Consider the following 25,633-nt stretch of genomic DNA (forward strand, 5'->3'; position numbering starts at 1 on the left):
CATACCATTGCTAAAAAAATTGTAATAACTGGAAATGTCATTTGTTAACTGATCCTCAAATTCCCAATCATAATCAGCTATTGGTTCAATCATATCTAGATCGTCTAAGCCCATGCTTTTACTGGTATAGTCATTAAACCCTGCATGAATATGTGTATAGAAATCACGGATACTCCCGTCAAGTTCTAGTTTTGACTGATTAAAGTGGTCTGTAAACTCTCGGTCCGAAATCGGTATTTTACCCTCATAAAATACTAGACTCTTGCTCTGATAAGTTCTAATGGAATAAAGCAAGGAATAGGTAGGTCCAATTTTGATAAGGTCTATAGCCTCCAGAAACTCTTCTAGATAAGAGATCGTATTGCTGAGTTCTTCAGCTAGATATTTTTTCCATTCTCCTAGGATGATTTGTTTTCTTTTAGAAAAATCTGATGTTTGAAACGCATCCCGCCAATATTGTGGAATAGGATGATTGGACAGATTTTTAAAATTAGATAAAATCTCGACCATCTCTCCAGATGGCACATATTTCTTTAAAAATTTAATTTTTCATTCATAAACTACCTCTATTCATTTCTGTAAAATCCCCTTGACGCCACTTTTCTTCAACTCTTAAGTCCTAGATAGATATAGTTTCGGGTCACAGGACAATCTTTTTCATCCTCACCCTAAAATAAAACCGATGTTCTCCAAATTCTTAATCCTTGCTTTTTAACTCAAGATCAAATTAGCTACAATAGGACTGACAAATACATAGAGAACACCTGTAACACCGATAGCTAATCCTCCCATAGCACCTGCAACTGGTCCATAGCGAAAGGCCGTTCCAGTTCCAACAGCGTGTCCTGTTCCACCCAGGGCTAGTCCAACAGCTACTGGATCGTCTATTTTTAGCCATTTTAGAAGTGTTGGTCCGATTACACTGGTCAAAATACCAGTCGCTACGACAACTACTAGAGTCACAGTAGTCAAGCCCTGCAACTTTTCTGTGATTCCCACTGCCATAGCAGTCGTTACTGACTTAGGAAAGAGGGAAATAGCTAGGAAAAAGTCCATACCAAAGATTTTGGCCACAAGGGCTGTGAAAGAGGTATTGACCACTACCGCCAGCAAACTACCAAAGAGAATACTGCGAGCATGATGCTTCATCAAGTGGAAACTCTTATAAAGGGGAATTCCTAGAGCCACTGTTGAAGGAACAATCAAGTTGTTAAGATAAACCCCACCTTGGTAGTAATCTTGGTAGGAAATGCCAGTTACCTTTAGAAAGATGATAATAAAAATAGCTGACAGCAACAAGGGAGTCGTTAAGGGATGAGGATAGCGTCTGAAAATCATCATTCCCCCAAGATAGGCTAAGATGGACAGGGCGATCCCAAAAAGGGGATTGGATACAAATTCGCTCATTTAGCACCTCTTTCTTCGTAGTCACCTTCATAGCGTTTTTTGATAAATTGAACCACAAGCGCAATCAAGATGATATTGATTACTGCCGCAAAAAAGACAATCAAGACAATAGGTAGGAGATAGGGAGCAATCACATCAAACTTTTCCATAATTCCAACCGCAGGAGGTAGAAAGAGGATGGTCATGTTGGCCAGCAAAAAGTTCCCCACCATATTGACATGGCGGATACGCAGCCACTTGAACTGCAAGGCTAGAAAAAGAATAATCAAGCCGATAATACTGCCTGGAATGGGCAAATGAAAGAAACTAGAGATCCCCTCTCCGATTAGAGAAATCACAAAGAGAATCATTAATTGAACATATAATTTCATCCTAAACTCCACGAAATAGACTTCTTGCATACCAGTTTACTCTTTTTTCAGAAAATTTCAAGGAAATACACAAGAGTTGATGAAAGTTTGAGAAGAAAGGGGATACAGGCAATTACAGACTAGTGAAAACAGCGTAATTTAGGATAAAAGATTTCAGCGTCCTTCTTGCCAGCTTTCTTGAAAAGTAGTATAATTATTGCATGCGCAATCATCTTGTGATACAGAGATTGTCCGTTAATGGACTTTCTTCTACTTATGACTCTAAAAAGAAAGGAGATACTATGACCTATTTGGAAAAATGGTTTGACTTCAATCGTCGTCAAAAAGAAATTGAAGGTCTCTTGGAAGAGACCATTGCCCAGCAGAGTGACCAAAGTCTGACCTTGAAAGAGTTCTACCTCCTCTACTATCTGGACTTGGCCCAAGAAAAATCTCTACGCCAGATTGACCTGCCAGATAAGCTTCATCTGAGCCCGAGCGCTGTTTCTCGAATGGTAGCTCGCTTGGAAGCTAAAAATTGCGGTCTACTCAGTCGCATGTGTTGTGATCAAGATAGACGCTCTAGCTTTATCTGCCTGACAAGTGATGGGCAAAAGACACTGGCCTCGCTACAAAAGGCTGTCGAAGAAAGCTTGGAAACTGGTTTGGATTTCTTGATTTAAGATGATTTTAGAAAAAAGTTGCGTGCGCAATCATTTTTCTTGACATTCTCTTTTACAAGGAGTAAAATAAAGTCATCATTAAATAAAGGAGTTTTTAAAATGATTGAAATTACCTATCTAGATGCCAGCAAGAACGAAAGAACTGTGACTTTCGAGTCTTATGAAGATTTTGATCGTTCACAACAAGCTTGCCTTATCGGCATCGCAGACTACTACCCTGTCCAAAAATTAACTTACAACGGTCATGATTTGGACTACCATGGGACTTATGGAGATGTCTTCTTCTATCTCATGAAACAAGATTTAAGCCAATATAATTAAAAGGAGAAATACTATGGCAAAAGCAATTACAGATGCAACATTTGAACAAGAAACTAAAGACGGATTGGTCTTGGTAGACTTCTGGGCAACTTGGTGTGGTCCATGTCGTATGCAAGGTCCAATCTTGGACAAATTGTCTGAAGAACTTTCAGAAGATGTCTTGAAGATCGTTAAAATGGACGTTGATGAAAATCCAAACACAGCTCGTGCCTTTGGAATCATGTCTATCCCAACTCTTCTCTTCAAAAAAGACGGTCAAGTTGTGAAACAAGTTGCTGGTGTTCACACAGCAGAACAAATCAAGGCCATCGTTGCTGAATTGAGCTAATCATACTAGAGACCAAGTGCTTTATTTGGTCTTTTTTTCTTGCCCTTTGCCATTTTTCAAAAAATATGCTAGACTGTAACTAGAATATCACGATGTTTGGGACATGCCATCGCTAAAAAAAACCTATACTTGGTATTTTTTAGCTCCCTCATGGGAGCTTTTTGCGTGCTCTGAACATTTCCCATTTTGAAAGGAGTACTATGAAACGTCAATCAGCCTTGGTCGTCTTTAGTGGCGGTCAAGATTCAACAACCTGCCTTTTCTGGGCCAAGCAACACTATGAAAAGGTCGAAGCCGTTACCTTTGCCTATGGCCAACGCCACCATCTCGAAATTCAAGTCGCCAAAGAAATCGCTGAGGAACAAGGAATTCGTCATCATATCCTAGATATGTCTCTGCTAGGACAAATCACTGAAAATGCCTTGACTTCAGATTTAGAAATTGAGCAAAAAGAAGGAGAGGTGCCTAATACCTTCGTTGACGGTCGCAATCACCTCTTTCTGTCCTTTGCTGCAGTTCTTGCCAAGCAGCGTGGAATTACGGATATCGTGACAGGAGTATGTGAAACAGACTTCTCAGGCTATCCTGACTGTCGTGATGTCTTTGTCAAATCGCTCAATGTGACCCTCAACCTTGCTATGGATTACGACTTTGTGATCCAAACGCCTCTCATGTGGCTAGACAAGGCAGAAACTTGGGAATTAGCCGACCAACTCGGTGCCTTTGACTATGTTCGTGAGAAGACCTTGACCTGCTATAATGGCATTATCGGTACTGGTTGTGGAGACTGTCCTGCCTGCCATCTACGCCAACATGGTTTAGAGGTTTATCTCTCGCAGAAAGGAGAGGCCTGATGTTTTTTGCTCCCAAAGAAATCAAACAAGAAACTGGGGAATCTCTTGTCTACAATCCTCACAGAACCTTAGTCTCCAAAGAATTTACCTTCGATGCTGCCCACCACCTCTTCCACTATGAGGGGAAATGCAAATCCCTGCACGGCCATACCTATCATCTGCAAATCGCTGTCAGTGGATTTTTAGATGAACGTGGCATGACCTATGATTTTGGGGATATCAAACAAATCTACAAGGATTACTTAGAGCCTCACTTGGATCACCGCTATCTCAACGAGACCCTGCCCTACATGAATACGACTGCTGAAAATATGGTTTACTGGATTTTCCAAACCATGAGTCAAGAGTTGCCAGACAAGCGCGGTCTCCGTTTGGAATATGTTCGTCTCTATGAGACTCCGACTGCCTTTGCGGAGTTTAGACGGGAGTGGTTAGATGACTAGGGAACGTGTCCTCAAACTACCAGTTCTGGAAATTTTTGGCCCAACATTTCAAGGTGAAGGTCGTGCTATCGGCCAGAAAACCATGTTTGTCCGCACTGCTGGTTGCGACTACCACTGCGACTGGTGCGACTCCGCCTTTACTTGGGATGGTTCTGAGAAGCCTACTCGTATGACAGCTGATGAAGTGATCACTGAGTTAGACAAACTAGGAAGCTTCGACTATGTAACCCTATCTGGTGGAAATCCTGCTATCCTAGCAGCCAACATGGCCGAATTGGTCACCAAGCTCAAGGAACGCGGTGTCACTCTAGCTGTTGAAACTCAAGGCTCCCGCTGGCAAAATTGGTTAAAAGATATCGATCAGGTCACTCTCAGTCCCAAACCTCCTTCATCCAAGATGGAAGTCAATTTCGAGACTTTAGACTTTATCGTTTCTCAACTAGATCCAGATAAGGTCACCTTTAAAATCCCTGTCTTTGACGATGCCGATTTAGCCTTTGCCAAAGGTATTCAAGAACGCTACCAACCAGATGTTCTCTTCTTATCGGCTGGAAATCCTGAGCCCAAGGCTACAGGCAATATTGTCCAAGACCAACTGGACCGCCTCAAAGAACTCTGGGAGCGTGTCGCTGCTGATGATAGCTGGGGCAATGTTCGCGTCCTTCCACAACTCCATACCCTCCTCTACGATAACCAACGTGGTGTTTAAGATTAGAAAGAAAAAATCATGTCACAACAAGAAGAAATGAAAAACCTAAGCCTACTGGGCAATAAAGAAACCAACTACATTTTCGACTATCAACCAGAAGTCCTGGAATCCTTTGACAATCGTCATGTGGAAAATGACTATTTCATCAAATTCAACTGCCCTGAATTTACCTCACTGTGCCCAATCACTGCGCAGCCAGACTTTGCAACGATTTATATTTCCTACATTCCTGACAAGCTCTGTGTCGAGTCAAAATCCCTTAAACTCTACCTCTTTAGTTACCGAAATCATGGGGATTTTCACGAAAACTGTATCAATACCATCGGGAAAGACTTGGTCAACTTGCTAGACCCTCGCTATTTAGAGGTTTGGGGGAAATTTACACCTCGCGGTGGTATTTCAATCGACCCCTACTACAACTACGGTAGACCTGGAACTAAGTATGAAGGATTGGCAGAACAGCGCCTCTTCCAACACGACCTTTATCCAGAGAAAATTGACAACCGCTAAACTCATACTCAATGAAAATCAAAGAGCAAACTAGGAAGCTAGCCGTAGGTTTCTCAAAGCACTGTTTTGAGGTTGCAGATGGAAGTTGACGTAGTTTGAAGAGATTTTCGAAGAGTATCATACGAAAAAGCCCTGTTCCTCATCATGAGGAGCAAGGCTTTTTGAGTTTCAATTATTCTTCAGTTCCAAGGAAGTTTTTAGCAACAAGAGCTGCAAGAACTCCACCAACGATTGGTGCAAGGATGAAAATCCAAACTTGTTGAAGGGCTGCGCCACCTACCAAGACAGCTGGAGCCAAGCTACGAGCTGGGTTTACTGAAAGTCCAGTGATGTTCAAGCCAGCTAGAATCAAAGCTGTCAATGACAAACCAATGACCAAACCAGCGATTGCGCCATTCCCTTTGCTTGCTGATGTTACAGTCATGATCACCAAAACAAACAAGAATGTTGCGATTGTTTCAAACAAGAAACCACCAAAGACAGTTACTCCGTTTGCCAAGGCATTTTCACCAAGACTTGCAGTTGACATACCTGAATTTGCCAAGAGGAAGAGTACAGATCCAGATGCAAGGAAAGCACCGACTACTTGACCAAGAATGTAGTTTACAAGCTCTGAAGATGACAAACGTTTGTTAACAAACATAGCGATAGAAACAGCTGGATTCAAGTGAGCACCTGAAACAGTTCCGATTGAGAAAGCTGCGACTACGATTGCCAAACCAAAGGCAAGAGCAATCCCAAGGTGTCCAAGACCTTCAACACCATTTCCAAAAACAACAGCTCCTGTTCCGATGAACACAAGCATAAAAGTACCGATTAATTCAGCAACAAATTTTTTCATATTAAGTCTCCTTTTTTCAAACTATGTATTAGTCTATCAGAAGAAGGAAAGGGTTTCAAGAAATGTGCTTGGAAACATTGTGTAAGTTTTCACATTTGATAATCAAAATCTAATATTGGAAAGATTGAATAGCTTCTTTCAAGTCATCTTGTAAACTATTTCTCTGGTCAAGTTGAACATAGACTTCTAAGAGACAGGATCTGAAATTGGAAAATTTATAAAAATCTTCCCTCTCTTCTATCGGAAAATCAAGTGACTTTATCCAAGAAGCCAGTGTCGCTTGCTCCACCTTGCCTTGCAAAATAGGTTCGTAAAGGACTCTGGCCAAGCGCCAGTCCTCGTCATCAATAAACCGAATCGAAACTCTTTTAAATAGTTGGCCAAGTATGTCAAATACTTCATGAACTCTATTTTTAGAAAAGTCTGGATGACAAACAACTTCAGTTAAAAGATCAGCCCCATGAGCAAAAGCATGCACCCAACCATACTGACTTGAAAAACCTGTCGTATCCTCTTCTTTTTCAAGGTAATGCAAACCTTGATCGAGCATCGTATTTCTGATATCAGTTTTAAGCACTTGATAATAAAGAGAGTGTTGGTTGCCATCGGCAGATAAGAGATTGGCATAAATAAGGGCCCTAAAAGAACGTTCAAGCGTTGAAGCTCCTAGCTTATAGAGCTCTTTATCTAGTCCACCATCAGAGACAATCACAGCAGCAATCAACTGAAATTGCTCCTTTGTAAACAACTCTTCTTGAATCCCCCTAGCCAGACTAGTAAAAACCAATTCATCGCGAATCTCTGGACTAGTATCCCCTAAGTGCTCAAGCAACCACAGGATTTCTTCTTGACGATAGCTCGGTTTTTCTTCTGCTATTTTTCTAAGTAACTTTTGATACATGGTCAATACCTCTACATTTCTAGCAACTTGATATAATCTAGACCCCATTTCTCGACAGCATCTAAAACAACTTTGAATTCCTGCCCCATTTCGGTTAAGCTGTACTCAACTCGTGGGGGAACTTCCTCATAGACCTTTCGTTGAACAATCTTATCCTTTTCTAATTGACGGAGATGACGTGTCAAAATAGTTTGAGTAATCCCAGGCAATAATCTCTGCAATTCTTTAAATCGTTTAGTACCCGTACTCAACTGATAAATGATTACCAGTGCCCATTTCCCTGTTAAAACCCTCTGCGTTGTCGCAAATGGACAAATACCATACTCACTCACTTTATTTGTCATAAAATATCTTCTTTCTATTTTTTTTAAAAAATTTATCTTTTAGTATCAATAAAAGTACTACTTTTGATACTAGCTATCAAAAAAGTGTCTACTTGTTTTTTTGTTTGTAACTGTTACAATTATATCATAAAAAAGAAATGGAGAATATATATGTCAACAAACTTAGAAATTTTCAATACTTATAACCAAGCTTTAATTGCTGGGGACTTTCCTGGTGTCTTTGAAACGATGGCAGACGATATTGTCTGGAATCAACCTGGTACTCATAGTATATCTGGTACAGTTGTTGGTAAGGACCAACTAGGACCTCACCTAGCTACATTTGCTGAGAAAACTAATGGAACCTTTAAGGTGATAACAAATTGGGTTTCTGATAATAAGGATTTTGTCGCAGCTAATGTTACTTTTCTTGGAACACGGGCTGATGGTACTGAACTCAATATGAACGGAATTGACCTCTTCCGTATTGAAGACGGAAAAATCAAAGAAGTTTGGCTCTTCTCTTCAGATCAAGCTAAAGAAGATAGCTTTTGGGGATAATTAAAGAGGTCGGGACAAAAAATTTTGATTTTAGGAATTCTTTATTATATAGCCGATTGAACTTAGAATAGTACACTACAGATTCTAAAACATTTTTAGAAATTGATTTGATTTTCCTAATCTCTTTGTTCATGTCTTATTTCAATCAACTATAAATTTTTTAAAGCAATAGATTAGATAAAAAAGCGAACAAGACCGAATTCTGAGTGTCAGATAACTCGTTTTGTTCGCTTTTTATATTTAAGATCAGACTTTTGTCCCAGATTCTTTTAATTTACTCTCCCAACTGGGCACTGTAGTTGATAATTCGGTCAACCGTATCAGACAAGAATTGAATGGTATCACGGAGTGGTTTGTCTGTTGAAATATCTGCTCCGATAATCATGGCTGACTCAAGCGGTGTTTTGCTACCTCCTGACTTGAGGAGATTGAGCCAGTCTTCAGCTCCAGTTTCTGATTGTTTCAGATGGAGATAGCCAGCAGTTGAAATTACAAGACCGGCAGAGTAAGTGTAACTATACAAGCCCATGTAATAGTGAGCTTGGCGCATCCAAGTCAGTGCTGCATCATCATCAATCTCAATAGCATCACCCCAGAACTCTGTCAAGACTTCCTTCATAATGCTGTTGAGTTTGCTTGCTCCAAAGGTTTCCCCTTCTTCAATCAGTGTATAAACCTTACGCTGAAAGGCTGCTTCCAAGAGGTGGGTGATGAAATTATGGAAGTAGGTATCTGTCAAGCGGTGAGCAAGAGCGAAGCGTTTTTGACGAGGATCATCAGACTGATGCTCCAAATAATCACTGAGAAGCAATTCATTGAAGGTTGACGGCGCTTCGACATAGTAGGTCGACATGTGGGCATTAAAATAGCTTTGGTGATTGTCTGAAAAGATGAATTGACCAGAATGCCCGATTTCATGAATCAAGGTATAAACATCGCTCAAACGACCTGTCCAGCTCATGAGAACGTATGGATGCACACGGTATGGATCAGCTGCATAGCCACCAGAATCCTTGCCGCTATTGGCAGCAAAGTCCACCCAGCGTTCTTCTTGATAGCGAGCAACTTCCTGACAATATTCTTGTCCCAAAGGTTCTACTGACTTCATAACCAAATCATAGGCATCATCAATGCTAACCTCTGGATTGAGAGCACTGTCCAAGTCCAATTTCCAATCAGCAAATGTCATCTTTTCAAGACCATTGACCTTGGCAACATGCTTGAGGTATCGCTGAGCAACTGGCGCAAAGTCCTTCATGATGAGGTCAATCTGACGATCAAACATGGCACGGTCTACTTCTTGTTCAGCCAGAAGATAATCAAAAACTGAGCCGTATCCCTTCATATCTGCCAATAGTTTTTCAGATTTGACTTGGGCTAAATAGGCTGCCGCAGCCGTATTTTGGTGCTTACGAAGTCCTTCTGAGAAGGAACGGAAGGATTTCTCACGAACCTCAGCATCCTCGTGATTTTGATAGAAATTCTCATAAGTAACAAAGCTGTTTTTGTAGGTTTTGCCATGAGCTTCAAAATCGGCCATTTCAAAGTCACCAGCTCGCATCTTAGTGTAAATGTCCTGTGGACTGTAGAAAACTTCACCCAGATTGATCAAAGCCTTCTCCACATCAGCCCCTAGATAGTGGGCTTTTTTGATTTTGGCTTGACGAATGGCTGCAGTCAAATGTGGCAAGTCACCCAAACGGTCCAAGACTTCTTCATCTGCTGCTACCAAGGCATCATCAAAGAAGGCCAAGGCTACGCTGGCATCTGTTTCAAACTCCATCCCAGCCTGGGCGATATTTGCAAAATCTTCATTGCTGTAGTCTGTCGTCTGAGGCATAAAGGCGTAATTACCTATATGACTCATCTGAATATAGATTTGTTCCAATTCTGCAAAGGCCTTCTCGAAATCTTCAAAAACGTGAAGATTGCCCTTGTAGTCACGACTAAATTGATTGATGTCTTCACGCACCTTTTCTATCGCACGCAAGAAATCCTCACGGTCTTGATATAGGGCTGTTAAATCCCAAAGTTCCTTTTCAGGAAATTCTGAACGGTGTTTTTGTTCCATCTTCTTCCTCTTATTTCTCTAATTCTAGCAATACACTGATGGCTGATAAGGCATAAAGCGGCGCTGTCTCTGCTCTTAGAATCCGAGGGCCAAGTCCTGCTAGAACAGCTCCTTTAGCCTCAAAACTCTCAATTTCCGCAGGTGAAAGACCACCTTCTGGACCAAAGACAAAGAGCAGTTTTGCTCCTTTTTCAAGACCCGAGACTGCTTGTATAAGCGCAGCTGCTTCTCCTTCTTTAGCCGACTCTTCATAGGCAACCACGATGCGGTCAAACTGGTCCAGTTGTGCTAGAAAATCTGCCTTTTTCTCAAAAAGGGTGATACTTGGAACGAAGTTACGCTTGCTTTGCTCGGCTGCTCCAAGGGAAATTTTTTCTAACTTCTCGACCTTTTTGCCCAATTTTTTGCCGTCCCACTTGGCAACGGACCAGTCAGCAGGGAAGGCCCAAATCTGACTAGCACCTAGTTCCGTCACCTTTTGAGTGATAAACTCCAACTTATCTCCCTTGGGAAAACCAGATGCGATGGTCACTTGGACTGGCAGTTCCACATTGTCAGCTAATTCTTCGATCAGTTCCAACTGACGCGCCTCCACATTGACCACGCGCGCCAAGCGCTTGATCCCATCATCAAAAGCTAGAGTAACCTCATCATCTTCCTTCAGGCGCATAACCTGAAACATGTGCTTGCTGGTCTCCTTGTCCTCGATGGTGACAGGTGAGCTTGCCAAACCTTTAACAAAATACTGCTGCATGCTAGCCTCCAATCACACCAGAGATATCTTTGGTCTTCTTGAAGACACAGGCATTCCACTCCCCTTGAATCATGTGGGTTTCAAGGAAGAATCCTGCTGACTCAGCCGACTCACGCACCATGTCCCACTTGTCCTTGATAATGCCACTCATAATCAGGTAACCTTCGTCCTTAACCAAACGATAAGCATCATCTGTCAGATGAATAAGGATATCTGCTAGGATGTTAGCCACGATGACATCTGCCTCAATCTCTACGCCCTTGAGCAAATCACCTGGCGCTACATGGATGTTTTCCATACCAGGATTGAGCTCAATATTTTCCTGAGCGACACGAACCGCCACATCGTCCAGGTCATAGGCGAAAATTTCCTTGGCTCCTAGGAGTGAGCTTGCAATAGAAAGAACCCCTGAACCAGTCCCTACATCTAGCACCGTTTCCCCACCACGAAGAACCTGCTCCAAGGCAAAAAGGCTCATCTTAGTCGTCGGGTGGGTTCCTGTCCCAAAGGCCATCCCTGGATCTAGCTTGATAATCTTCTCGCCAGCAGTCGCCTCATAGTCCGTCCATGACGGTACGATGGTTAGGTCATGGGTGATACGAGCTGGTTCATAATATTTCTTCCAGTTGTCTGCCCAGTCTTCCTCAGCCAAGGCAGTAGTCCCCATTTTGACCTCACCCAAATCCATAAAATCCGTTAATTCTGCTAAGCGAGCCTGCAAATCTGCCTCAACTGTTGCTACATCAACCGTATCAGGGTAATAGGCTGTCACTACGATTTCTTCTTGCTGCTCAACCTCTGGGAAAATCTCGCCAAAGCGGTCAACATTTCCCACATAGTCCATGCTGTCTTCAATCGCAACACCTTGAGCTCCCAGCTCAATCAAGAGATTGGAAACCAATTCCTCCCCCTCACGCTTCACTGTAACTTTTAACTCTTGCCATGTTTCCATATTTAAGATACCAAGCCCGTAAAACACAAAGCCAAAATAGGAAATTCTCTGAAGACACTTGTGTCTAGGAGAAGTTTATCTGTTTGGCACAGTGTTTAGGGCGGGTTCAGTTTAAAATTTAACCGAACCATCCTTTCTAATCACTTACTTTAAAATAATCTTTTAATCTCTCTTGCAACTGGGGTACAACCTTATCTGAGCTAAGAAACTCCTCAATACTCATCAGTTTGTAGTCCTGTCCTTCATCTCCAAAGGTAATATTGTCAAATTGTTCTTGTCTTAGCTGACCAACCATAAAGACAGAGTACCGACCTTCATAGAGCACACTTGGATAAACCCTACTCCAAAGCATACAATCCTCAGTCAGATGAATCCCCAGTTCTTCATAAACTTCACGCGCCGCACATTCAAATGGGCTTTCGTCCCCTTCACGGCCACCACCCGGCAACTCCCACATATTGGGCCAGGGAATACTTGCCTTATCATCGCGTAAGATAGTCAGAATCTTATCCCCACAAAACAAGGCAATCTTGCAACCTTGGAAATCAGTAAGTTCTATTTCCATGCTAGACTCCTAATACCTCGGATAAGGATAAAACTCTCCCTCTTCCAAACCTACTTTTCCTTCTTCAAAGACTTCTTGGTTCCATTCCATGACAAATTCTTCTGCTTCTGGGTCTTCCAAAAAGTCCATAAGCGCATCCAGCCCAACCTCAGCAGTATCTTTGAGGAAAAGGGCAAAATAAGCTAAAAATTCACGGGAAAATCCCTTTTTAGGCAGGTAAGGGATGACAGTCAAATAGTCTTCCTCATTGACTGTTGATTTGGCTGGATTGTAAAAAAGCACTGCTTCTTCAAAGAGAATGTCATCTGATGAAACCTCTCCATCTTCACCCACCATCTCCACACCTGCAGCATTTTGCGCTTCCAACAGAAAACTCACTTCAACCGCGTGGTTGCGCTTGTCCCAACTAATCTCAAAGTCAAAGGGAAAATTCTTCTCCAACTCTTCCTCTAAAACATCTAAAAATCCATATGTTGCCATTTTGTCCTCTTTCTATGCGACTCTTTAATCGCCCCGATTACTCGGAAATGTGCTAAAATAGATACTACCATCTTACCACATATACATCAGAAAATCCACGTTAGAAAGGACTGCTATGCCAGACAATCTCGCGCTTCGCATGCGCCCTAAAACCATCGACCAGGTCATCGGCCAGGAGCATCTGGTCGGACAAGGAAAAATCATCCGTCGCATGGTGGAAGCCAACCGCTTGTCTTCCATGATTCTATATGGACCTCCGGGAATCGGCAAGACCAGTATTGCCTCTGCCATCGCAGGGACGACCAAGTATGCCTTTCGAACTTTCAATGCGACAGTTGATAGTAAAAAGCGACTGCAAGAAATTGCGGAAGAGGCGAAATTCTCTGGTGGTCTCGTCCTATTACTAGACGAGATTCATAGACTAGATAAAACCAAGCAAGACTTCCTCTTGCCTCTCTTGGAAAGTGGTCTGATCATCATGATTGGCGCTACGACTGAAAATCCCTTCTTTTCTGTCACTCCTGCCATCCGTAGCCGAGTTCAAATTTTTGAGTTAGAACCTCTGTCTAACCAAGACGTCAAAGAGGCCCTGCAGATAGCTCTAAGTAACCCTGAGCGTGGTTTTGATTTCCCAGTAGAACTAGATGAGGATGCGCTGGATTTCATCGCAACTTCTACAAACGGAGACCTGCGTTCTGCCTTCAACTCACTGGACTTGGCTGTTCTTTCTACCCCTGAGAATGATGAGGGCATTCGCCATATTACTCTAGACATCATGGAAAATAGTCTTCAGAGAAGCTACATTACTATGGATAAGGATGGAGATGGCCACTATGATGTTCTCTCAGCCCTGCAAAAGTCTATCCGTGGCTCAGATGTTGATGCCAGTCTTCACTATGCTGCCCGCTTGATTGAGGCTGGTGATTTGCCAAGTCTCGCTCGTCGTTTGACTGTTATCGCTTATGAAGATATCGGTTTGGCCAATCCTGAAGCCCAGATTCACACCGTGACTGCTCTGGGTGCTGCACAAAGGATTGGTTTCCCAGAAGCCCGCATTCTCATTGCCAATGTCGTCATTGATTTGGCCCTTTCTCCAAAATCCAACTCAGCCTATGTAGCTATGGATAAGGCACTTGCCGACCTCAAAACATCAGGGCACTTGCCTATTCCGCGACACCTGCGTGATGGACACTACAGCGGAAGCAAGGAACTAGGGAATGCCCAAGACTATCTCTATCCACACAACTATCCTGGAAATTGGGTCAAGCAAGACTATCTGCCAGAAAAAATCCGCAATCATCACTATTTCCAAGCAGAAGATACTGGTAAATATGAACGGGCTTTGGCTCAAAGAAAGGAAGCTATCGACCGTTTGCGAAAAATCTGAAATCCTTTTCAAAAAATTGCACTTTCCTCTTGATTTTTTTTGAAAAAGTGGTATCATATAAACATAGAAACGCTGTGGTGTACGACTTCACACTTAAGTGTTGACCGACTATTTTTTGTATTATTAGGGAAACAAAAGTCTTCTAACAGCATGTAGGCCGTCTCACACGGAAACAGCTTCAGTTAGAGCGAGTTGCCCACCTGCTTAATTGCGCGGGTTCAATACAAACCGTGAAGTTTCGGCACCAATACAGCTTTTTTCTTTGCCTCCTTAGCTCAGCTGGCAGAGCAGCGGACTCTTAATCCGTGGGTCACAGGTTCGATCCCTGTAGGGGGCATCTAAATACAACAGGAAAAGCCTTGATAACCAAGGCTTTTTTGCTTGTCTATAACTGATTTACCCCATCATTTGTCCCACATTTTAAATCTATCTTTTCTTTTTGAATCAAATTACATCTTTACAAATAGTGTAAAGCCAGTTACTTTTGCTTTGATGCCATACAATATTTTCATGTAGAGAAGACAAATTTTATCTTCTCTTTTTATTTTCAAAATAATAAAAACTGATTTTCTTTTCATAAATCAGACTGAAACTTCCAAATTTTCCATTTTGTTTATTGACATTTCCTCTAAAAAGGTGTATAATATTTTTATTATCAAACTATACTATACTATACTATATAGGGGGTATTGAAATGAAATTTTCTAATCGTTTACTGCTATTCCTTGCAGGAGTTGTTTTTGTCCTTTTAGGACTTTTCCTATTTACAAACCCAGTAGCTAATCTTGTTGTTTACAGCTGGTGGATTGCATTTGGTTTACTGGTTTCTTCTATAGCAGCTATTTTAGGCTATTTCTCTGTACCAAAAGAGCTTCGCTCACCAGCTCATCTTTTCCAAGGGATTGTTAATCTTCTCTTAGCTCTTTACCTCGTTGCCTATGGCTTTGTGACGCTGCCAGTTGTCATTCCAACTATTTTAGGAATTTGGTTAATTGTAGAAGCCATTATAGCTTTCTTTAAAGGCAATCGTCTGGGATTGATTTTCCCTATTATTGGCAACCATATCATGTGGATAGCGTTGCTTGCATTTTTACTAGGTCTAGTGATTTTGTTCAATCCAGTAGCTACAAGTGTCTTTGTCGTTTATGTCGTTGCCTTTGCATTTTTAATTGTTGGTTTCACCTATATCCTTGATGCCTTTCGTAAATAATCTAGCTGCCATTTTGGGCATATTAAAATAGCTGGGAAGTTACATTCTCAGCTTTTTCTGTTGCCTCCTTAGCTCAGTTGGTAGAGCAGTAGACTCTTAAGCTATGGGGCGCAGGTTCGAGCCCTGCAGGGGGCACATCTAAATCAACAGAAATAAGCCTTGAAACCAAGGCTTTTTTTAACGTCTAATAGCTTTTTGTAGAAAAGTATTTAAAAATAAAAGAGAAGAGAATCTTTCACTCTCTTCTTAGTATATCTTATTAAATTCAGTCTTTCTCAATCTACCTGATTTTCCTTTGCAACGACAAATTCTTTAACCAGTCGATAGATAACAGCAAATACGGGGGTAAAGAATATCATTCCAAGTAAGCCAAAGAGATTGCCTCCAATACTAGCAGCCGCAAGCGTGAAAAGGGCTGGCAAACCAATAGACTGACCTACAACTCTAGGATAAATAAGGTTTCCTTCAATCAGCTGTATAACTTGATATAGAAGAAGAGAAAGTAAGGCTTGAGTAGGACTCACTGTGAAGATAAAAATCGCTCCCACAACACAAGCAATCATAGGCCCTACATAAGGAATGAACGATAGCACTCCTGCAAAGATACCTGTCATTACTCCATAGGGTATCCCAAACATGCTGTAACCAACCGCTATCATAACTCCTATGATAACTGCTTCAATCAGCTGACTCATCAAAAATTGGTCATAAGTCTCTAGTGCTACTTGTCCAATGTAAGTCAACTTTATCACCACCTTCTCTGGAAGAAAAACTTTTAGAAGTCGACTCGTCATCGCTGCCAAATGTTCCTTACTGGATAAAAATAAAAAGGTGAAGACTATAATCAAAAAGGCATTCATCAAACTTGAAAAAATATTGCCGATATTACTAGTCAGACCTGATAAAAAACCTATCAAAGCTTGGCTAATAGAACTAGATTGTCCCTGTATGCCTGATACGATAGTTGACAACATGTCTTTGGTTACAAATTCCGAGCTGCCTAGCAATTTCCCAAGTTGAGTAAGGACTGTTGAAAGGACTGTTCCCAGCTGACTAATAGTCTGGGCTAGGGTTGGCAGCACCAAAACCAAAAGAGCAATCACGATTAAGATAAGAGCTAGGAAAACAAGTACCATGGCAATCGGACGACGCAACTCTGCCTTTACCTTCAATTTAACTAAGTACTGTTCAATTTTTTTCATAGGAACATTAAGCACAAAAGCAATAACAGCACCATAAATCAAGGTTGATATTACATCAAAGAGAGAGATTGCTCCTGATATAAAGCTCGATGCATTCAGAATTACAAGAGCAACCAGCCCTATAAAAAGTATTAACGGGGTGTATTTTTTTACTAAGTTCATAAATTCTCCTTAATAAACATGTTTAGATACGACTATACTATTTGGTTTTTCAAACTCTCGATTAAGGTAGGCTTGGTAAGTTCCTGGAGCGATAAATCCTTTGGGTGAGAGGATATCGGTGCCAGCCTGACCGACTATGGTATCAGCCAAGAGCACACAGTTTGTAGATAAGACAAAGTAGGATTTAAACTTAGATTTGATAAATTTATAAAGTTCCCCATCTGTCTCATGTCTGATTTTATAAGCGTAGGTGTAGTCTTCCTTACCATCACCTGTCATGATTTTATCTGCACTTGGCTCCCATGGAATCGTCAGTTGTTTCAATTCAGCCAACTTTTTCTGAACTGCTTTTTCCATTTCAGGCGTCAAATCTATCCCATAACCAAAAAGCGTTTTTTGACTCTCACGTTTACATAGGTCAATGTACTTGTCACGATCACAGAAATATAAGACACCATCTCCTACCATGCCAAATAAGGTCTCAGAAGACGGATCATAGTTGCCATAAGAAATAACACGGCCTTGATAGCAGATATCCACATGACCAATTGCCGAAAACAGAGAGGTCTCAGCTGTATGAACAAAAATTTCAAGCTCCGCTGTCTTACCAGACTTCACCATTCCAAGATGGATATCCTCTCTCTCATCAGCATTTTCCTGCATGAATTTGTTGATTTTTGCTAAAGTACTTGCAGGGATGAGAGCGGCTAGGGCAATAGGTAAGCTCATTCTGACACGACGTTTGAGATGGTTTTTCCCAATTTCCTTTTCAAATAAGAAACCGTCACGGATATTGGACACACCATAAAGGCAAAAATAAGCCCCTAAAACAAAGAGTTGAAAGACAGAATTTCCCGTAGAGGACAAAAGACTAGTCCCACCAAGAAAAACTAGTACGAGACCATCTAGTAAGAAACGAAAACGAGGTCGAATTTTGTTTTTGCGGTAGAGAACATAGGTGACAAGGTTGATACTAGCATGAAAAATCTGATAAATTCCAATCACAAGAGCCAAAATATAAATTGGCACATCAGTAGCAAGATTCGAGCCTAGCAAATATCCCATCACTAACAATTTAACCAGTGCAACTCCCAAGGTGTCCGTTGACTGACTTTTTTTGAAAATACGTAATACTAAATCTAAGACCGTTGCTATCCAAGCTAAAAACAGAACCAGTCGAATAACCGTCACTGGCAACCAAGTTCCCGTGACCATCAAGATAAGACCTAGCAGAACAAACAAGAAACCCTGAACAAGTAATTTCTTACCTGTCAGACCTAAAGAAAGAATTTTTTCCATAAAAGACCTTTCAAAAATAATAATTAAGCCCTTTGATCAAATTGACTGGTAAATAGCTGACGGCACAAACAGCCTGTGCCAGCAAGACATGGCGACTGACTGTAGCAATGTCACCATCTTGTCTTTTGCACTTCTGAAATTTGTTTTATTGAGTCGAAATCAGAGCTTTTAAAAACTAGCTAAACTTGAAAGCTAACCATAATTGCTAGATAAAAAAGGTGCAACCAATCCTTCTTGTAAAGGTAGGAAAGAATTATATCCATTCCATTAATTATTTATATATTACCTATTGTGACACAATACTCACTATAATTCAACTTTTTACTTATTTCAATAGTTTTGATTATTTTCAACATGAAAACTCTTCAAAAATTATGCAGGGGCATCTAATCAACAGGAAAAAGCGATCCGTCGATTTGGCTCACTTTTTCTTTTCTCATGCTTAGTTACGGTAAAAATGACTATCTTTGTCGCTTGGTGATTGGCCGATTGCCAAGACGTCTTGGCTACCATCCGTACCAGTTAATTCATTTGCTACGCCTGCTGGTGTAAAGATGAGGCGTGCACCTTCTCCACCATCGACAAGATGGATTCCTGTTGAGTAGTAGCCATCTTTTTCCTCTACTTGGCCCATTTCATACTGGAAGGTTCCTTTTGAACTTTGAATGGTCACGATCCCATCAGCAGTGACTGTAGCAGTTGTTCCAGCATAGTTTTCCCACGTTCCAAGGAATTTTGCGTAAGCTTCTGGCGATTTTTTCTTTTCTTCCTTCTTATCCGTTTGAGTGCTTGCGGAACTTGATGGGCTCGTCTCAGACTTCTGCTCCTCTTTTTGACTAGCTTCTTTTTTACTTGATGACTCCTTAGTTACTTTAGAGGATGAGGCCTCTTTGCTTGAAGATGCTGTAGTTTTTTCAGCATTTCCTCCACAAGCAGCAAGTGTCACAGCAGCCAACAAGGCAAGAGCTGAAAGACTGGTGTAGCGCAATGTTTTTTTCATGATAATCTCCTTTTAAAATGATGATACAGTTTCATCTGTATCTAAAATGCCTAGCCTGAAATTACATATATTTTTGAAGGCTAAGCTGTAGTTTTCAGTGTATCATTTATTTCCATATAATTCAATAGCTATTGACATCAAAAAAGGCTAATCCAAGTAGGAATTAGCCCTTCTATTTTTAATAGATAAACATGGCATCACCAAAGCTAAAGAAACGGTATTTTTCATCGATAGCATGCTGATAGGCTTCGAGGACCAATTCACGGCCTGCAAAGGCAGAAACGAGCATAACCAATGTTGATTTAGGCAAGTGGAAATTAGTAGAAAAAGCATCCACCACTTTCCAATCATAGCCAGGCTTGATAAAGATATTGGTCCAGCCAGAATCGGCCTGGATTTGGCCGTCAAACTTGCTTCCGATAGTCTCTAGTGTACGGATAGAGGTTGTCCCCACAGCAATGACACGACCACCATTTTCTTTGACCTGTCGCAAGGTCGCTGCAGCTTCCTCAGACAATTGATAAAACTCTGAGTGCATCTCGTGTTCATCCAAATTATCTACTGAAACAGGTCTAAAGGTCCCAAGCCCAACGTGCAAGGTCAAGTAAACTAAGTGAACTCCTTTTTGCTGGATTTCTTCCAGTAATTCCTTGGTAAAATGGAGGCCTGCAGTCGGCGCCGCAGCTGAGCCACTCTCCTTGGCATAGACTGTCTGGTAACGTTCACGGTCATCCAATTTTTCGTGAATATAAGGAGGCAAAGGCATTTCTCCAAGACTTTCAAGTACTTCTAGGAAAATTCCTTCATACTCAAAACGGACAATACGGCCGCCATGGGTTAATTCCTCAGTCACGACTGCGCTTAGTCGACCATCACCAAAGATAACTCGGGCACCGACCTTGAGACGTTTGGCTGGCTTCGCCAGTACTTCCCATTCGTCTCCTGCTGTATTTTTTAAAAGCAAGAGTTCAACATGGCCCCCTGTTTCTTCTTTTTGACCATGAAGTCGAGCTGGCAAAACGCGGGTATCATTCATAACCAGGGCATCACCTGGCTCTAGCATTTCGATAATAGAGTGAAAGTGGCGATCTTGAAATTCACCTGTTTTGCGATTGACCATCAAGAGCTTAGAGGCATCGCGCTTTTCCAGAGGTGTTTGTGCAATCAACTCCTCAGGCAAATGAAAATCAAAATCATTGGTATTCATTGTTGTCATATTTCCTTTTCTTTTCTAATGTAGTTACGATTAGCTATCAAAACGAACTTCTTCAAGCAAATACTCGATGAAGCGTTCACCCATCTTAGATAGACTAGTTTTCTCATGCTGGATATAAATCAGCTCAATGGGATCATCAATATCAAGTGGAATCGAGACAATATTGTCCCCATTAAGATTACTATTTAGGATACCTGTCGCGATGGTATAGCCGTCCAAACCAATCAAGAGATTGAACAAGGTCGCACGGTCACTAACCACGATGGATTTCTTGTGGTGTTCTTGTGACAAAATCTCTTCTGAGAAGTAGAAGGAATTATGGGTACCTTGGTCATAGCTCAAATATGGGAAGTCTTCCAAGTCTGCCAACTGCACCTTGTCTCTTTTAGCAAGAGGGTTGGTCTTGCTGACAAAGATATGGGGTTGCGCTGTAAAGAGAGGATGGGCAACTAGATGGTTGTCATCCAACATCTTCGAAAGAACGTCCCGGTTATAACTATTTAAAAAGAGGACCCCTACTTCACTGCGGAAGTTCTTGACGTCGTCGATGATCTCCCAGGTTCTCGTTTCACGCAAAAAAAGCTCGTACTTTTCCATATCGCTTTTCTTAAGCAAGGAAACAAAGGCATTGACCACGAAGGCATAGTGTTGCGAAGACACACTAAAAAGCTCGCGATGAGCGATTGGGTTCTTATAGCGTTCTTCTAGAAGTTGCGTTTGCTCGACAACCTGACGGGCATAGGATAGAAACTCCATTCCATCACGCGTGAGGGTGATTCCTTTAGGATTTCGGATAAAAATCTCAATTCCCATCTCATTTTCTAGGTCACGAACTGCATTTGACAGACTAGGTTGAGTAATAAAAAGTTGCTTGGCAGCTTCATTCATCGAACCAGTCTCTACAATTTTGATAATATAGTGTAATTGTTGAATTCTCATGCTTTTATTGTACCATACTTGAGGCAATATAAAAAGAACCAGTCACTGAAAGCTCTGTGGCTAAGCTTAGATGAGTGCTTTTAAATGACTTTATCTAGCACTTTAAAAAGAGGTTGAAACAATTCCAACCTCCTTTAATCTTTATTATTATACAAGCTTTTTAATCGAAACTTAGCTTCCTCTTTCCCAGAAAATAGCTAGCAAAATCATAGCCCCGAGAACTGCTGGGATAATGGCTGTACCGTTTAGGTTTGGCCCCCAAGAACCAAAGATTAATTGTCCTAAAAAGGCACCAATCCAGCCGAGAAACATTTTCCCGAAGCAGCCCATGCGTTCGCCACGATTGGTGATAGCTCCTGCTAGTAGTCCGATTAAAAGCCCGACAAACATACTTCCAATCATAGTTTCTCCTTAAATTGCCCAATCTCCATTGCGGAAGAGTGGTACGCGTGTTCCATCCTCACGGATACCATCGATATCCATTTGGTTCGAACCAATCATAAAGTCAACGTGAACATCTGAACGGTTAAGTCCTGCAGCTTCAAGCTCTTCTTCACTCATCTCAGCTCCACCAACAACGCTAGTTGCATAGGCTGCACCAATAGCCAAGTGGTTAGAAGCATTTTCATCGAAAAGGGTGTTAAAGAAGGTAATCCCTGACTGAGAAATTGGACTTGGATCTGGTACCAAGGCACACTCACCCAAGGCACGCGCACCAGCATTCTTAAAGACAAGGTCCTTCATAACTTGATCACCCTTCTCAGCAGTGATATCAACGATTTGACCATTTTCAAAGGTCACCTTGATGCCTTCGATAATATTTCCATTGTAGCTAAGAGGTTTTGTAGACGTTACATAACCATCTGCGCGACGGAAGTCAGGAGCTGTAAAGACTTCTTCTGTTGGCATGTTTGGCAAGAATCCTTCACCTTGAGCATTGATCGCTCCGGCAGATTCCCAAACGTGGTTCTTAGGCAAGCCAAGTGTCAAGTCTGTTCCAGGAGCAGTGTAGTGAAGAGCTGAGAATTGCTCTTTGTTGAGCATTTGTGCCTTGCCCTTCAAGATTGCTGCATGTTCTTCCCAAGCCTTAACTGGATCTTCTTCGTAGACACGGCAAGTCTTGAAGATTTGGTCCCAAAGGAGGTCCACCGCTTCTTCGTCGCTTGCAGCATTTGGAAAGACCTTCTTAGCCCACTCTAGTCCAGCAGCAGCTGCTACAGTCCAGCTAACCTTGTTAGATTGAGTTGCGATACGCATTGGCTTCATGGCAATTCCCATAGCTTTTGCAGAAGCAGAAAGCTTTTCTGAATCCACTCCGTTCAAGGCACCTGGGTCAGAAGAACGAACACCGAGACGACTTGCTTTGTTTTCAAGAAGGTAGTTCATCTCAGCGATCTTGTATTCTGATACATTGTCCAGACGTTCCATCGGCGCGTGAAGGAATTTCTCACGGTTTACAAAGTCATCTGCCCATTGAACGATAACTTCGTGCGCTCCAAGTGCATAAGCCTCTTTAACAATTAAATGCGCCAACTCTCGTTGTTCCACATCGATAGAGAGAGCCAGAGTGTGACCAGGTTGCACGTTCACTCCATTAGCAACCAACAACTTAGCATATTTTTCTAGATTTTCTTTAAAATTTGGTAAAACCATTTTGTTTTCTCTTTTCTATTTTTATTTTTCTTTCAAAGCAGAAAATAATCCTGCCAAAGCAATAGCACCTGACAAGAGTGCTGTCGATAGAAGAATTGTCTGATCAGCAAGCTCTAACTGATATTCAAAAACCTTTTGAGCAGGCTTGTCTTCCGCGAAAATTCTTAGTTTCATGAGAACCCCCTTAAAATTCATTAAAATAAATCACTATGACTTCCTGTCCTCAGCAAGTTTAAAATCAATTCCGACTTGTCTATTTTATAGACCAAAAGCCAATCTGATTGGATATGACACTCACGAACCCCTTTAAAATGTTTGGAGGTCGTCAATTGCTGATCGCGGTATCTAGCAGGAAGTTCTTTTTCTTGAACTAAAAAATTCAATACTTCTTCTAATAATTCTGCCTTCAACCCACGCTTCATAGCCAACTTAAAATCTTTTTTAAACTGTTTATGGTAACGAATCTTAAGCACGCAAGTCCTCCATCAAGTCTGAGACTGATTCAAAAGACTGACTCATATTACGATTTTGGTCTAAATCCGTTAGTACTTGGAGCAATTTCCGATTCTCATCAAGCCTAACATCAAAAGGCAAACCCTGATATTGAATTGCCTGACGAAGGAAAATATTGATAGCTGTTGTCATATCCATTCCTAAATGATTAAAAACCTGTTGGGCCTGCTCCTTAACCTCACTATCCAGACGGATGCTCATACTCGTCTTTGGCATATTCTCACCTTCTTTCTATTTATTATTTTAACAAAAAAGACGGCTAATGTAAACTCATTGGATATACAATGGATAGCTATAAGCTAAAATATAGTAAAGAAATAAAATTAATGTCCCAAATATGGGAGATCTCAGCCTGAGTTTTAGTTTTAGAATATAATGTTGCTATCATAGATTAAGAGGTGAAAAATATGAACCGGATTACGAAACAATATAAATTACTATATTTCTTGCTTATTTTATTAAGTCTGACAAGTGCTCTTTTAATGACACTCTTCTCTCTGCAATTAGGAAGAATACTTGATAGTATATCTAATTCAAATAGTGGATTACTCTTTCATATCACTATTTGTGTAAGTTCGATTTTACTGTGGTTCTTGATTTCTTCTTCCTATTCCTATCTTAAAAACCAATATGTAAAAAAAGTTATTTTAGATCTAAAAAGGCGTCTCTTATTACATTATTTATCGCGTGAATTTAACCAAATTGACAACCGTAACCATTCAGATTTCTTAAATAATATCACCAAAAACAGTGACCTTATTCAAGAAAATTTATTGATTCCTAGAATCTCTCTAATCGCAAATTTAGGGAGCCTTATCATGAGTGTGGTTGCTATTATTTATATAGAATGGCGATTAGCATTAGTCTTTCTTTTATTGTCTAGTATAACGATTTTTCTATCTCAAATTCCTGGAAAGTTAATGACTAAAGCAACTAATAATTATTCCCTACAAAATAATCACTATTTATCAAAAATGACAAACTTTATTGATGGTTTTGAACAAATTAAGTTATTAAATGTTCAAAGCTGGATTCAAGAAAAAATTCAGGGAATCAGTTTAGAATTTGAAGAGTCCAGAAAAACTTATCAATTTTTAAAAGACATAGCTTCAACTACTGGAACCTTACTAAGTTTTTGCTCTCAACTATCCTGTATGGTTGCTGGTATCTTTTTTGTAAGAAATAACTTACTGACTATTGGATTACTCGTAGCAAGTATTCAATTATTAAACGGTGTCTTTGCTCCCTTACAATCTATTCTTTACAATAAAAATTTAATCAACAGTTGTAAGTCCATTATTGATAATATCCAAGAAAATCTATATGAGACGAATCATGAAATTTTTCATAAAACAACTACAATTAATTGTGATAATATTTCGACCATTTCTATTAGCCAATTATATTATGAAATTGAAAATAGAATATTATTTGATCATTTTTCCTATGAATTTAAAAAAGGCAAGCGCTATGCGATTATCGGTGCTTCAGGAACTGGGAAAACAACTTTAGTAAAATTAATACTAAATTATTATCCAAAAAATCTTTATGATGGAGAAATAAAAATCAACGGAAAACAGAATATTGATATTCCCTCAGAGGAGTTATATAAAGATATTGCGTTTGTGCAAAAAAATGACTTTCTGATTGAAGGCAATATTCTAGAGAATATCAAATTGGCTAGAAACCTTCATTTAACTGAAAAATTAAGAAAAGCCTTAGGCTTTAATGAGGAATTTCTTAATAAGAATCTATCTCAATCAAATCAAACTATTTCAGAAGGGGAAAAACAACGAATTGATTTAGCTAGGTTTTTAGTCAAAACATATTCTGTATATATATTTGATGAACCTACAAGCAACCTTGATCCAATAAAAGCCAAAGCAATGATGGACTACATTCTATCCATTAGAGATGCAATTGTTATTGTCATTACTCATGATCAAAGTCCAAAAATATTGGAAGAGTTTGATCACGTTATTACCTTATAGATAAATGG

Annotated in this window: 32 protein-coding genes and 2 tRNA genes; 13 read left to right on the forward strand and 21 right to left on the reverse strand. The window is 40.6% G+C overall.

The genetic code is table 11. The annotated features are described in order from the left end of the window. From QM406_RS06515 to QM406_RS06525, 3 genes are all read right to left on the reverse strand, one after another. On the reverse strand, positions 1–510 hold a 510-nt coding region (locus QM406_RS06515; protein WP_414273755.1), incomplete at its 3' end, for a hypothetical protein. Positions 511–711: 201 nt separating this feature from the next. Then, positions 712–1,407: an LrgB family protein gene (locus QM406_RS06520; protein WP_414273756.1), complete on the reverse strand. Its 696-nt coding sequence runs from the start codon at positions 1,405–1,407 to the stop codon at positions 712–714. Then, complete coding sequence (locus QM406_RS06525) at positions 1,404–1,778, reverse strand: CidA/LrgA family protein (protein WP_000781321.1); 375 nt, start codon at positions 1,776–1,778, stop codon at positions 1,404–1,406. The genes QM406_RS06520 and QM406_RS06525 overlap by 4 nt, the downstream gene beginning before the upstream one ends. Positions 1,779–2,059: 281 nt before the next feature. Here QM406_RS06525 and QM406_RS06530 point away from each other — a divergent pair, with 281 nt between their 5' ends. From QM406_RS06530 to queF, 7 genes are all read left to right on the forward strand, one after another. After that, on the forward strand, positions 2,060–2,440 hold the full coding sequence (locus tag QM406_RS06530; RefSeq protein ID WP_084917404.1) for a MarR family transcriptional regulator: 381 nt from the start codon (positions 2,060–2,062) through the stop codon (positions 2,438–2,440). Positions 2,441–2,539: 99 nt separating this feature from the next. Then, on the forward strand, positions 2,540–2,761 hold the full coding sequence (locus tag QM406_RS06535; protein WP_414273757.1) for a DUF4649 family protein: 222 nt from the start codon (positions 2,540–2,542) through the stop codon (positions 2,759–2,761). Positions 2,762–2,774: 13 nt separating this feature from the next. After that, complete coding sequence (trxA, locus tag QM406_RS06540) at positions 2,775–3,089, forward strand: thioredoxin (RefSeq protein ID WP_001029581.1); 315 nt, start codon at positions 2,775–2,777, stop codon at positions 3,087–3,089. 200 nt (positions 3,090–3,289) lie between these two features. Further along, positions 3,290–3,943 carry a 7-cyano-7-deazaguanine synthase QueC gene (queC, locus tag QM406_RS06545; protein ID WP_000828781.1) on the forward strand — a complete coding sequence of 218 codons (654 nt, stop codon included), beginning with the start codon at positions 3,290–3,292 and terminating at the stop codon, positions 3,941–3,943. Then, on the forward strand, positions 3,943–4,386 hold the full coding sequence (gene queD / locus QM406_RS06550; protein WP_414273758.1) for a 6-carboxytetrahydropterin synthase QueD: 444 nt from the start codon (positions 3,943–3,945) through the stop codon (positions 4,384–4,386). The genes queC and queD overlap by 1 nt, the downstream gene beginning before the upstream one ends. Continuing rightward, complete coding sequence (gene queE / locus QM406_RS06555; RefSeq protein WP_414273759.1) at positions 4,379–5,095, forward strand: 7-carboxy-7-deazaguanine synthase QueE; 717 nt, start codon at positions 4,379–4,381, stop codon at positions 5,093–5,095. Before queD ends, queE begins: the two co-directional genes overlap by 8 nt. An 18-nt stretch (positions 5,096–5,113) precedes the next feature. After that, on the forward strand, positions 5,114–5,605 hold the full coding sequence (gene queF, locus QM406_RS06560; RefSeq protein WP_000082582.1) for a preQ(1) synthase: 492 nt from the start codon (positions 5,114–5,116) through the stop codon (positions 5,603–5,605). A gap of 172 nt (positions 5,606–5,777) precedes the next feature. On the opposite strand, the gene QM406_RS06565 is transcribed toward queF, so the two are convergent. From QM406_RS06565 to QM406_RS06575, 3 genes are all read right to left on the reverse strand, one after another. Beyond that, positions 5,778–6,446, reverse strand: a complete 669-nt coding sequence (locus QM406_RS06565; protein ID WP_315640473.1) for an MIP/aquaporin family protein — start codon at positions 6,444–6,446, stop codon at positions 5,778–5,780. A 109-nt stretch (positions 6,447–6,555) separates the two neighbouring features. Continuing rightward, a complete protein-coding gene (locus QM406_RS06570) occupies positions 6,556–7,347 on the reverse strand; it encodes a DUF2785 domain-containing protein (protein WP_153224869.1) in 792 nt (263 codons plus the stop codon). Between the two features lie 11 nt (positions 7,348–7,358). Then, positions 7,359–7,691, reverse strand: coding sequence for a winged helix-turn-helix transcriptional regulator (locus QM406_RS06575; protein WP_153224868.1), 333 nt, complete (start codon positions 7,689–7,691; stop codon positions 7,359–7,361). 150 nt (positions 7,692–7,841) lie between these two features. Here QM406_RS06575 and QM406_RS06580 point away from each other — a divergent pair, with 150 nt between their 5' ends. Then, complete coding sequence (locus tag QM406_RS06580; RefSeq protein WP_049548518.1) at positions 7,842–8,231, forward strand: nuclear transport factor 2 family protein; 390 nt, start codon at positions 7,842–7,844, stop codon at positions 8,229–8,231. A gap of 274 nt (positions 8,232–8,505) precedes the next feature. Here QM406_RS06580 and pepF read toward each other — a convergent pair whose 3' ends face one another. The 5 genes from pepF to QM406_RS06605 form a co-directional block, all read right to left on the reverse strand. Beyond that, positions 8,506–10,302, reverse strand: coding sequence for an oligoendopeptidase F (gene pepF / locus QM406_RS06585; protein ID WP_153224867.1), 1,797 nt, complete (start codon positions 10,300–10,302; stop codon positions 8,506–8,508). Positions 10,303–10,312: 10 nt separating this feature from the next. Then, positions 10,313–11,056, reverse strand: coding sequence for a 16S rRNA (uracil(1498)-N(3))-methyltransferase (locus tag QM406_RS06590; RefSeq protein ID WP_414273760.1), 744 nt, complete (start codon positions 11,054–11,056; stop codon positions 10,313–10,315). 1 nt (position 11,057) lies between these two features. Beyond that, positions 11,058–12,008, reverse strand: a complete 951-nt coding sequence (prmA, locus tag QM406_RS06595; RefSeq protein WP_075231895.1) for a 50S ribosomal protein L11 methyltransferase — start codon at positions 12,006–12,008, stop codon at positions 11,058–11,060. 136 nt (positions 12,009–12,144) lie between these two features. Next, complete coding sequence (locus QM406_RS06600) at positions 12,145–12,573, reverse strand: NUDIX hydrolase (protein WP_075231894.1); 429 nt, start codon at positions 12,571–12,573, stop codon at positions 12,145–12,147. A 9-nt stretch (positions 12,574–12,582) separates the two neighbouring features. Next, positions 12,583–13,053 (reverse strand): DUF3013 family protein, encoded by a 471-nt coding sequence (locus QM406_RS06605; protein WP_045605868.1) that lies wholly within the window; start codon positions 13,051–13,053, stop codon positions 12,583–12,585. Positions 13,054–13,168: 115 nt separating this feature from the next. Here QM406_RS06605 and QM406_RS06610 point away from each other — a divergent pair, with 115 nt between their 5' ends. The 4 genes from QM406_RS06610 to QM406_RS06625 all read left to right on the forward strand — a co-directional run bounded on the left by QM406_RS06610 (position 13,169) and on the right by QM406_RS06625 (position 15,785). Further along, positions 13,169–14,440 carry a replication-associated recombination protein A gene (locus QM406_RS06610; protein ID WP_049509791.1) on the forward strand — a complete coding sequence of 424 codons (1,272 nt, stop codon included), beginning with the start codon at positions 13,169–13,171 and terminating at the stop codon, positions 14,438–14,440. A 264-nt stretch (positions 14,441–14,704) separates the two neighbouring features. Beyond that, a tRNA-Lys gene (locus QM406_RS06615) sits at positions 14,705–14,777 on the forward strand. 357 nt (positions 14,778–15,134) lie between these two features. Continuing rightward, positions 15,135–15,650, forward strand: a complete 516-nt coding sequence (locus QM406_RS06620) for a DUF308 domain-containing protein (RefSeq protein ID WP_033681462.1) — start codon at positions 15,135–15,137, stop codon at positions 15,648–15,650. Between the two features lie 62 nt (positions 15,651–15,712). Continuing rightward, positions 15,713–15,785, forward strand: a tRNA-Lys gene (locus tag QM406_RS06625). Positions 15,786–15,925: 140 nt separating this feature from the next. Here QM406_RS06625 and QM406_RS06630 read toward each other — a convergent pair. The 10 genes from QM406_RS06630 to QM406_RS06675 form a co-directional block, all read right to left on the reverse strand. Continuing rightward, the gene (locus tag QM406_RS06630) at positions 15,926–17,014 is read right to left on the reverse strand and encodes an AI-2E family transporter (protein ID WP_075231893.1); all 1,089 of its coding nucleotides are present in this window, start codon (positions 17,012–17,014) and stop codon (positions 15,926–15,928) included. Between the two features lie 9 nt (positions 17,015–17,023). Next, a complete protein-coding gene (locus tag QM406_RS06635; protein ID WP_414273761.1) occupies positions 17,024–18,313 on the reverse strand; it encodes a DUF308 domain-containing protein in 1,290 nt (429 codons plus the stop codon). A 442-nt stretch (positions 18,314–18,755) separates the two neighbouring features. After that, positions 18,756–19,313 carry an ABC transporter substrate-binding protein gene (locus QM406_RS06640; protein ID WP_311522845.1) on the reverse strand — a complete coding sequence of 186 codons (558 nt, stop codon included), beginning with the start codon at positions 19,311–19,313 and terminating at the stop codon, positions 18,756–18,758. 178 nt (positions 19,314–19,491) lie between these two features. Beyond that, complete coding sequence (gene queA, locus QM406_RS06645; protein WP_414273780.1) at positions 19,492–20,520, reverse strand: tRNA preQ1(34) S-adenosylmethionine ribosyltransferase-isomerase QueA; 1,029 nt, start codon at positions 20,518–20,520, stop codon at positions 19,492–19,494. Positions 20,521–20,559: 39 nt separating this feature from the next. Next, positions 20,560–21,468 carry a LysR family transcriptional regulator gene (locus tag QM406_RS06650; RefSeq protein ID WP_414273762.1) on the reverse strand — a complete coding sequence of 303 codons (909 nt, stop codon included), beginning with the start codon at positions 21,466–21,468 and terminating at the stop codon, positions 20,560–20,562. Positions 21,469–21,639: 171 nt separating this feature from the next. Then, on the reverse strand, positions 21,640–21,870 hold the full coding sequence (locus QM406_RS06655; protein WP_070458511.1) for a GlsB/YeaQ/YmgE family stress response membrane protein: 231 nt from the start codon (positions 21,868–21,870) through the stop codon (positions 21,640–21,642). A gap of 9 nt (positions 21,871–21,879) precedes the next feature. Further along, a complete protein-coding gene (locus QM406_RS06660) occupies positions 21,880–23,121 on the reverse strand; it encodes an aminopeptidase (protein ID WP_414273763.1) in 1,242 nt (413 codons plus the stop codon). Positions 23,122–23,142: 21 nt separating this feature from the next. Next, entirely contained in the window at positions 23,143–23,295 is a 153-nt protein-coding gene (locus QM406_RS06665; protein WP_223140520.1) for a hypothetical protein, read from the reverse strand. A gap of 20 nt (positions 23,296–23,315) precedes the next feature. Further along, positions 23,316–23,594: a type II toxin-antitoxin system YafQ family toxin gene (locus QM406_RS06670; protein WP_414273764.1), complete on the reverse strand. Its 279-nt coding sequence runs from the start codon at positions 23,592–23,594 to the stop codon at positions 23,316–23,318. Further along, complete coding sequence (locus tag QM406_RS06675) at positions 23,587–23,850, reverse strand: type II toxin-antitoxin system RelB/DinJ family antitoxin (RefSeq protein ID WP_153224863.1); 264 nt, start codon at positions 23,848–23,850, stop codon at positions 23,587–23,589. Before QM406_RS06675 ends, QM406_RS06670 begins: the two co-directional genes overlap by 8 nt. A 191-nt stretch (positions 23,851–24,041) precedes the next feature. Here QM406_RS06675 and QM406_RS06680 point away from each other — a divergent pair, with 191 nt between their 5' ends. Beyond that, positions 24,042–25,625 carry an ATP-binding cassette domain-containing protein gene (locus QM406_RS06680; RefSeq protein WP_414273765.1) on the forward strand — a complete coding sequence of 528 codons (1,584 nt, stop codon included), beginning with the start codon at positions 24,042–24,044 and terminating at the stop codon, positions 25,623–25,625. Positions 25,626–25,633: the final 8 nt, after the last annotated feature.

Source organism: Streptococcus infantis (genome assembly GCF_047465035.1).
Classification (GTDB): domain Bacteria; phylum Bacillota; class Bacilli; order Lactobacillales; family Streptococcaceae; genus Streptococcus; species Streptococcus infantis_T.

Excerpts from the sequence above, each read along its gene's own strand:
- QM406_RS06520 (WP_414273756.1), bottom strand. The coding sequence starts at position 1,407 with ATGAGCGAATTTGTATCCAATCCCCTTTTTGGGATCGCCCTGTCCATC.
- QM406_RS06525 (WP_000781321.1), bottom strand. The coding sequence starts at position 1,778 with ATGAAATTATATGTTCAATTAATGATTCTCTTTGTGATTTCTCTAATC.
- QM406_RS06530 (WP_084917404.1), top strand. The coding sequence starts at position 2,060 with ATGACCTATTTGGAAAAATGGTTTGACTTCAATCGTCGTCAAAAAGAA.
- QM406_RS06535 (WP_414273757.1), top strand. The coding sequence starts at position 2,540 with ATGATTGAAATTACCTATCTAGATGCCAGCAAGAACGAAAGAACTGTG.
- trxA (WP_001029581.1), top strand. The coding sequence starts at position 2,775 with ATGGCAAAAGCAATTACAGATGCAACATTTGAACAAGAAACTAAAGAC.
- queC (WP_000828781.1), top strand. The coding sequence starts at position 3,290 with ATGAAACGTCAATCAGCCTTGGTCGTCTTTAGTGGCGGTCAAGATTCA.
- queD (WP_414273758.1), top strand. The coding sequence starts at position 3,943 with ATGTTTTTTGCTCCCAAAGAAATCAAACAAGAAACTGGGGAATCTCTT.
- queE (WP_414273759.1), top strand. The coding sequence starts at position 4,379 with ATGACTAGGGAACGTGTCCTCAAACTACCAGTTCTGGAAATTTTTGGC.
- queF (WP_000082582.1), top strand. The coding sequence starts at position 5,114 with ATGTCACAACAAGAAGAAATGAAAAACCTAAGCCTACTGGGCAATAAA.
- QM406_RS06565 (WP_315640473.1), bottom strand. The coding sequence starts at position 6,446 with ATGAAAAAATTTGTTGCTGAATTAATCGGTACTTTTATGCTTGTGTTC.
- QM406_RS06570 (WP_153224869.1), bottom strand. The coding sequence starts at position 7,347 with ATGTATCAAAAGTTACTTAGAAAAATAGCAGAAGAAAAACCGAGCTAT.
- QM406_RS06575 (WP_153224868.1), bottom strand. The coding sequence starts at position 7,691 with ATGACAAATAAAGTGAGTGAGTATGGTATTTGTCCATTTGCGACAACG.
- QM406_RS06580 (WP_049548518.1), top strand. The coding sequence starts at position 7,842 with ATGTCAACAAACTTAGAAATTTTCAATACTTATAACCAAGCTTTAATT.
- pepF (WP_153224867.1), bottom strand. The coding sequence starts at position 10,302 with ATGGAACAAAAACACCGTTCAGAATTTCCTGAAAAGGAACTTTGGGAT.
- QM406_RS06590 (WP_414273760.1), bottom strand. The coding sequence starts at position 11,056 with ATGCAGCAGTATTTTGTTAAAGGTTTGGCAAGCTCACCTGTCACCATC.
- prmA (WP_075231895.1), bottom strand. The coding sequence starts at position 12,008 with ATGGAAACATGGCAAGAGTTAAAAGTTACAGTGAAGCGTGAGGGGGAG.
- QM406_RS06600 (WP_075231894.1), bottom strand. The coding sequence starts at position 12,573 with ATGGAAATAGAACTTACTGATTTCCAAGGTTGCAAGATTGCCTTGTTT.
- QM406_RS06605 (WP_045605868.1), bottom strand. The coding sequence starts at position 13,053 with ATGGCAACATATGGATTTTTAGATGTTTTAGAGGAAGAGTTGGAGAAG.
- QM406_RS06610 (WP_049509791.1), top strand. The coding sequence starts at position 13,169 with ATGCCAGACAATCTCGCGCTTCGCATGCGCCCTAAAACCATCGACCAG.
- QM406_RS06620 (WP_033681462.1), top strand. The coding sequence starts at position 15,135 with ATGAAATTTTCTAATCGTTTACTGCTATTCCTTGCAGGAGTTGTTTTT.
- QM406_RS06630 (WP_075231893.1), bottom strand. The coding sequence starts at position 17,014 with ATGAACTTAGTAAAAAAATACACCCCGTTAATACTTTTTATAGGGCTG.
- QM406_RS06635 (WP_414273761.1), bottom strand. The coding sequence starts at position 18,313 with ATGGAAAAAATTCTTTCTTTAGGTCTGACAGGTAAGAAATTACTTGTT.
- QM406_RS06640 (WP_311522845.1), bottom strand. The coding sequence starts at position 19,313 with ATGAAAAAAACATTGCGCTACACCAGTCTTTCAGCTCTTGCCTTGTTG.
- queA (WP_414273780.1), bottom strand. The coding sequence starts at position 20,520 with ATGAATACCAATGATTTTGATTTTCATTTGCCTGAGGAGTTGATTGCA.
- QM406_RS06650 (WP_414273762.1), bottom strand. The coding sequence starts at position 21,468 with ATGAGAATTCAACAATTACACTATATTATCAAAATTGTAGAGACTGGT.
- QM406_RS06655 (WP_070458511.1), bottom strand. The coding sequence starts at position 21,870 with ATGATTGGAAGTATGTTTGTCGGGCTTTTAATCGGACTACTAGCAGGA.
- QM406_RS06660 (WP_414273763.1), bottom strand. The coding sequence starts at position 23,121 with ATGGTTTTACCAAATTTTAAAGAAAATCTAGAAAAATATGCTAAGTTG.
- QM406_RS06665 (WP_223140520.1), bottom strand. The coding sequence starts at position 23,295 with ATGAAACTAAGAATTTTCGCGGAAGACAAGCCTGCTCAAAAGGTTTTT.
- QM406_RS06675 (WP_153224863.1), bottom strand. The coding sequence starts at position 23,850 with ATGCCAAAGACGAGTATGAGCATCCGTCTGGATAGTGAGGTTAAGGAG.
- QM406_RS06680 (WP_414273765.1), top strand. The coding sequence starts at position 24,042 with ATGAACCGGATTACGAAACAATATAAATTACTATATTTCTTGCTTATT.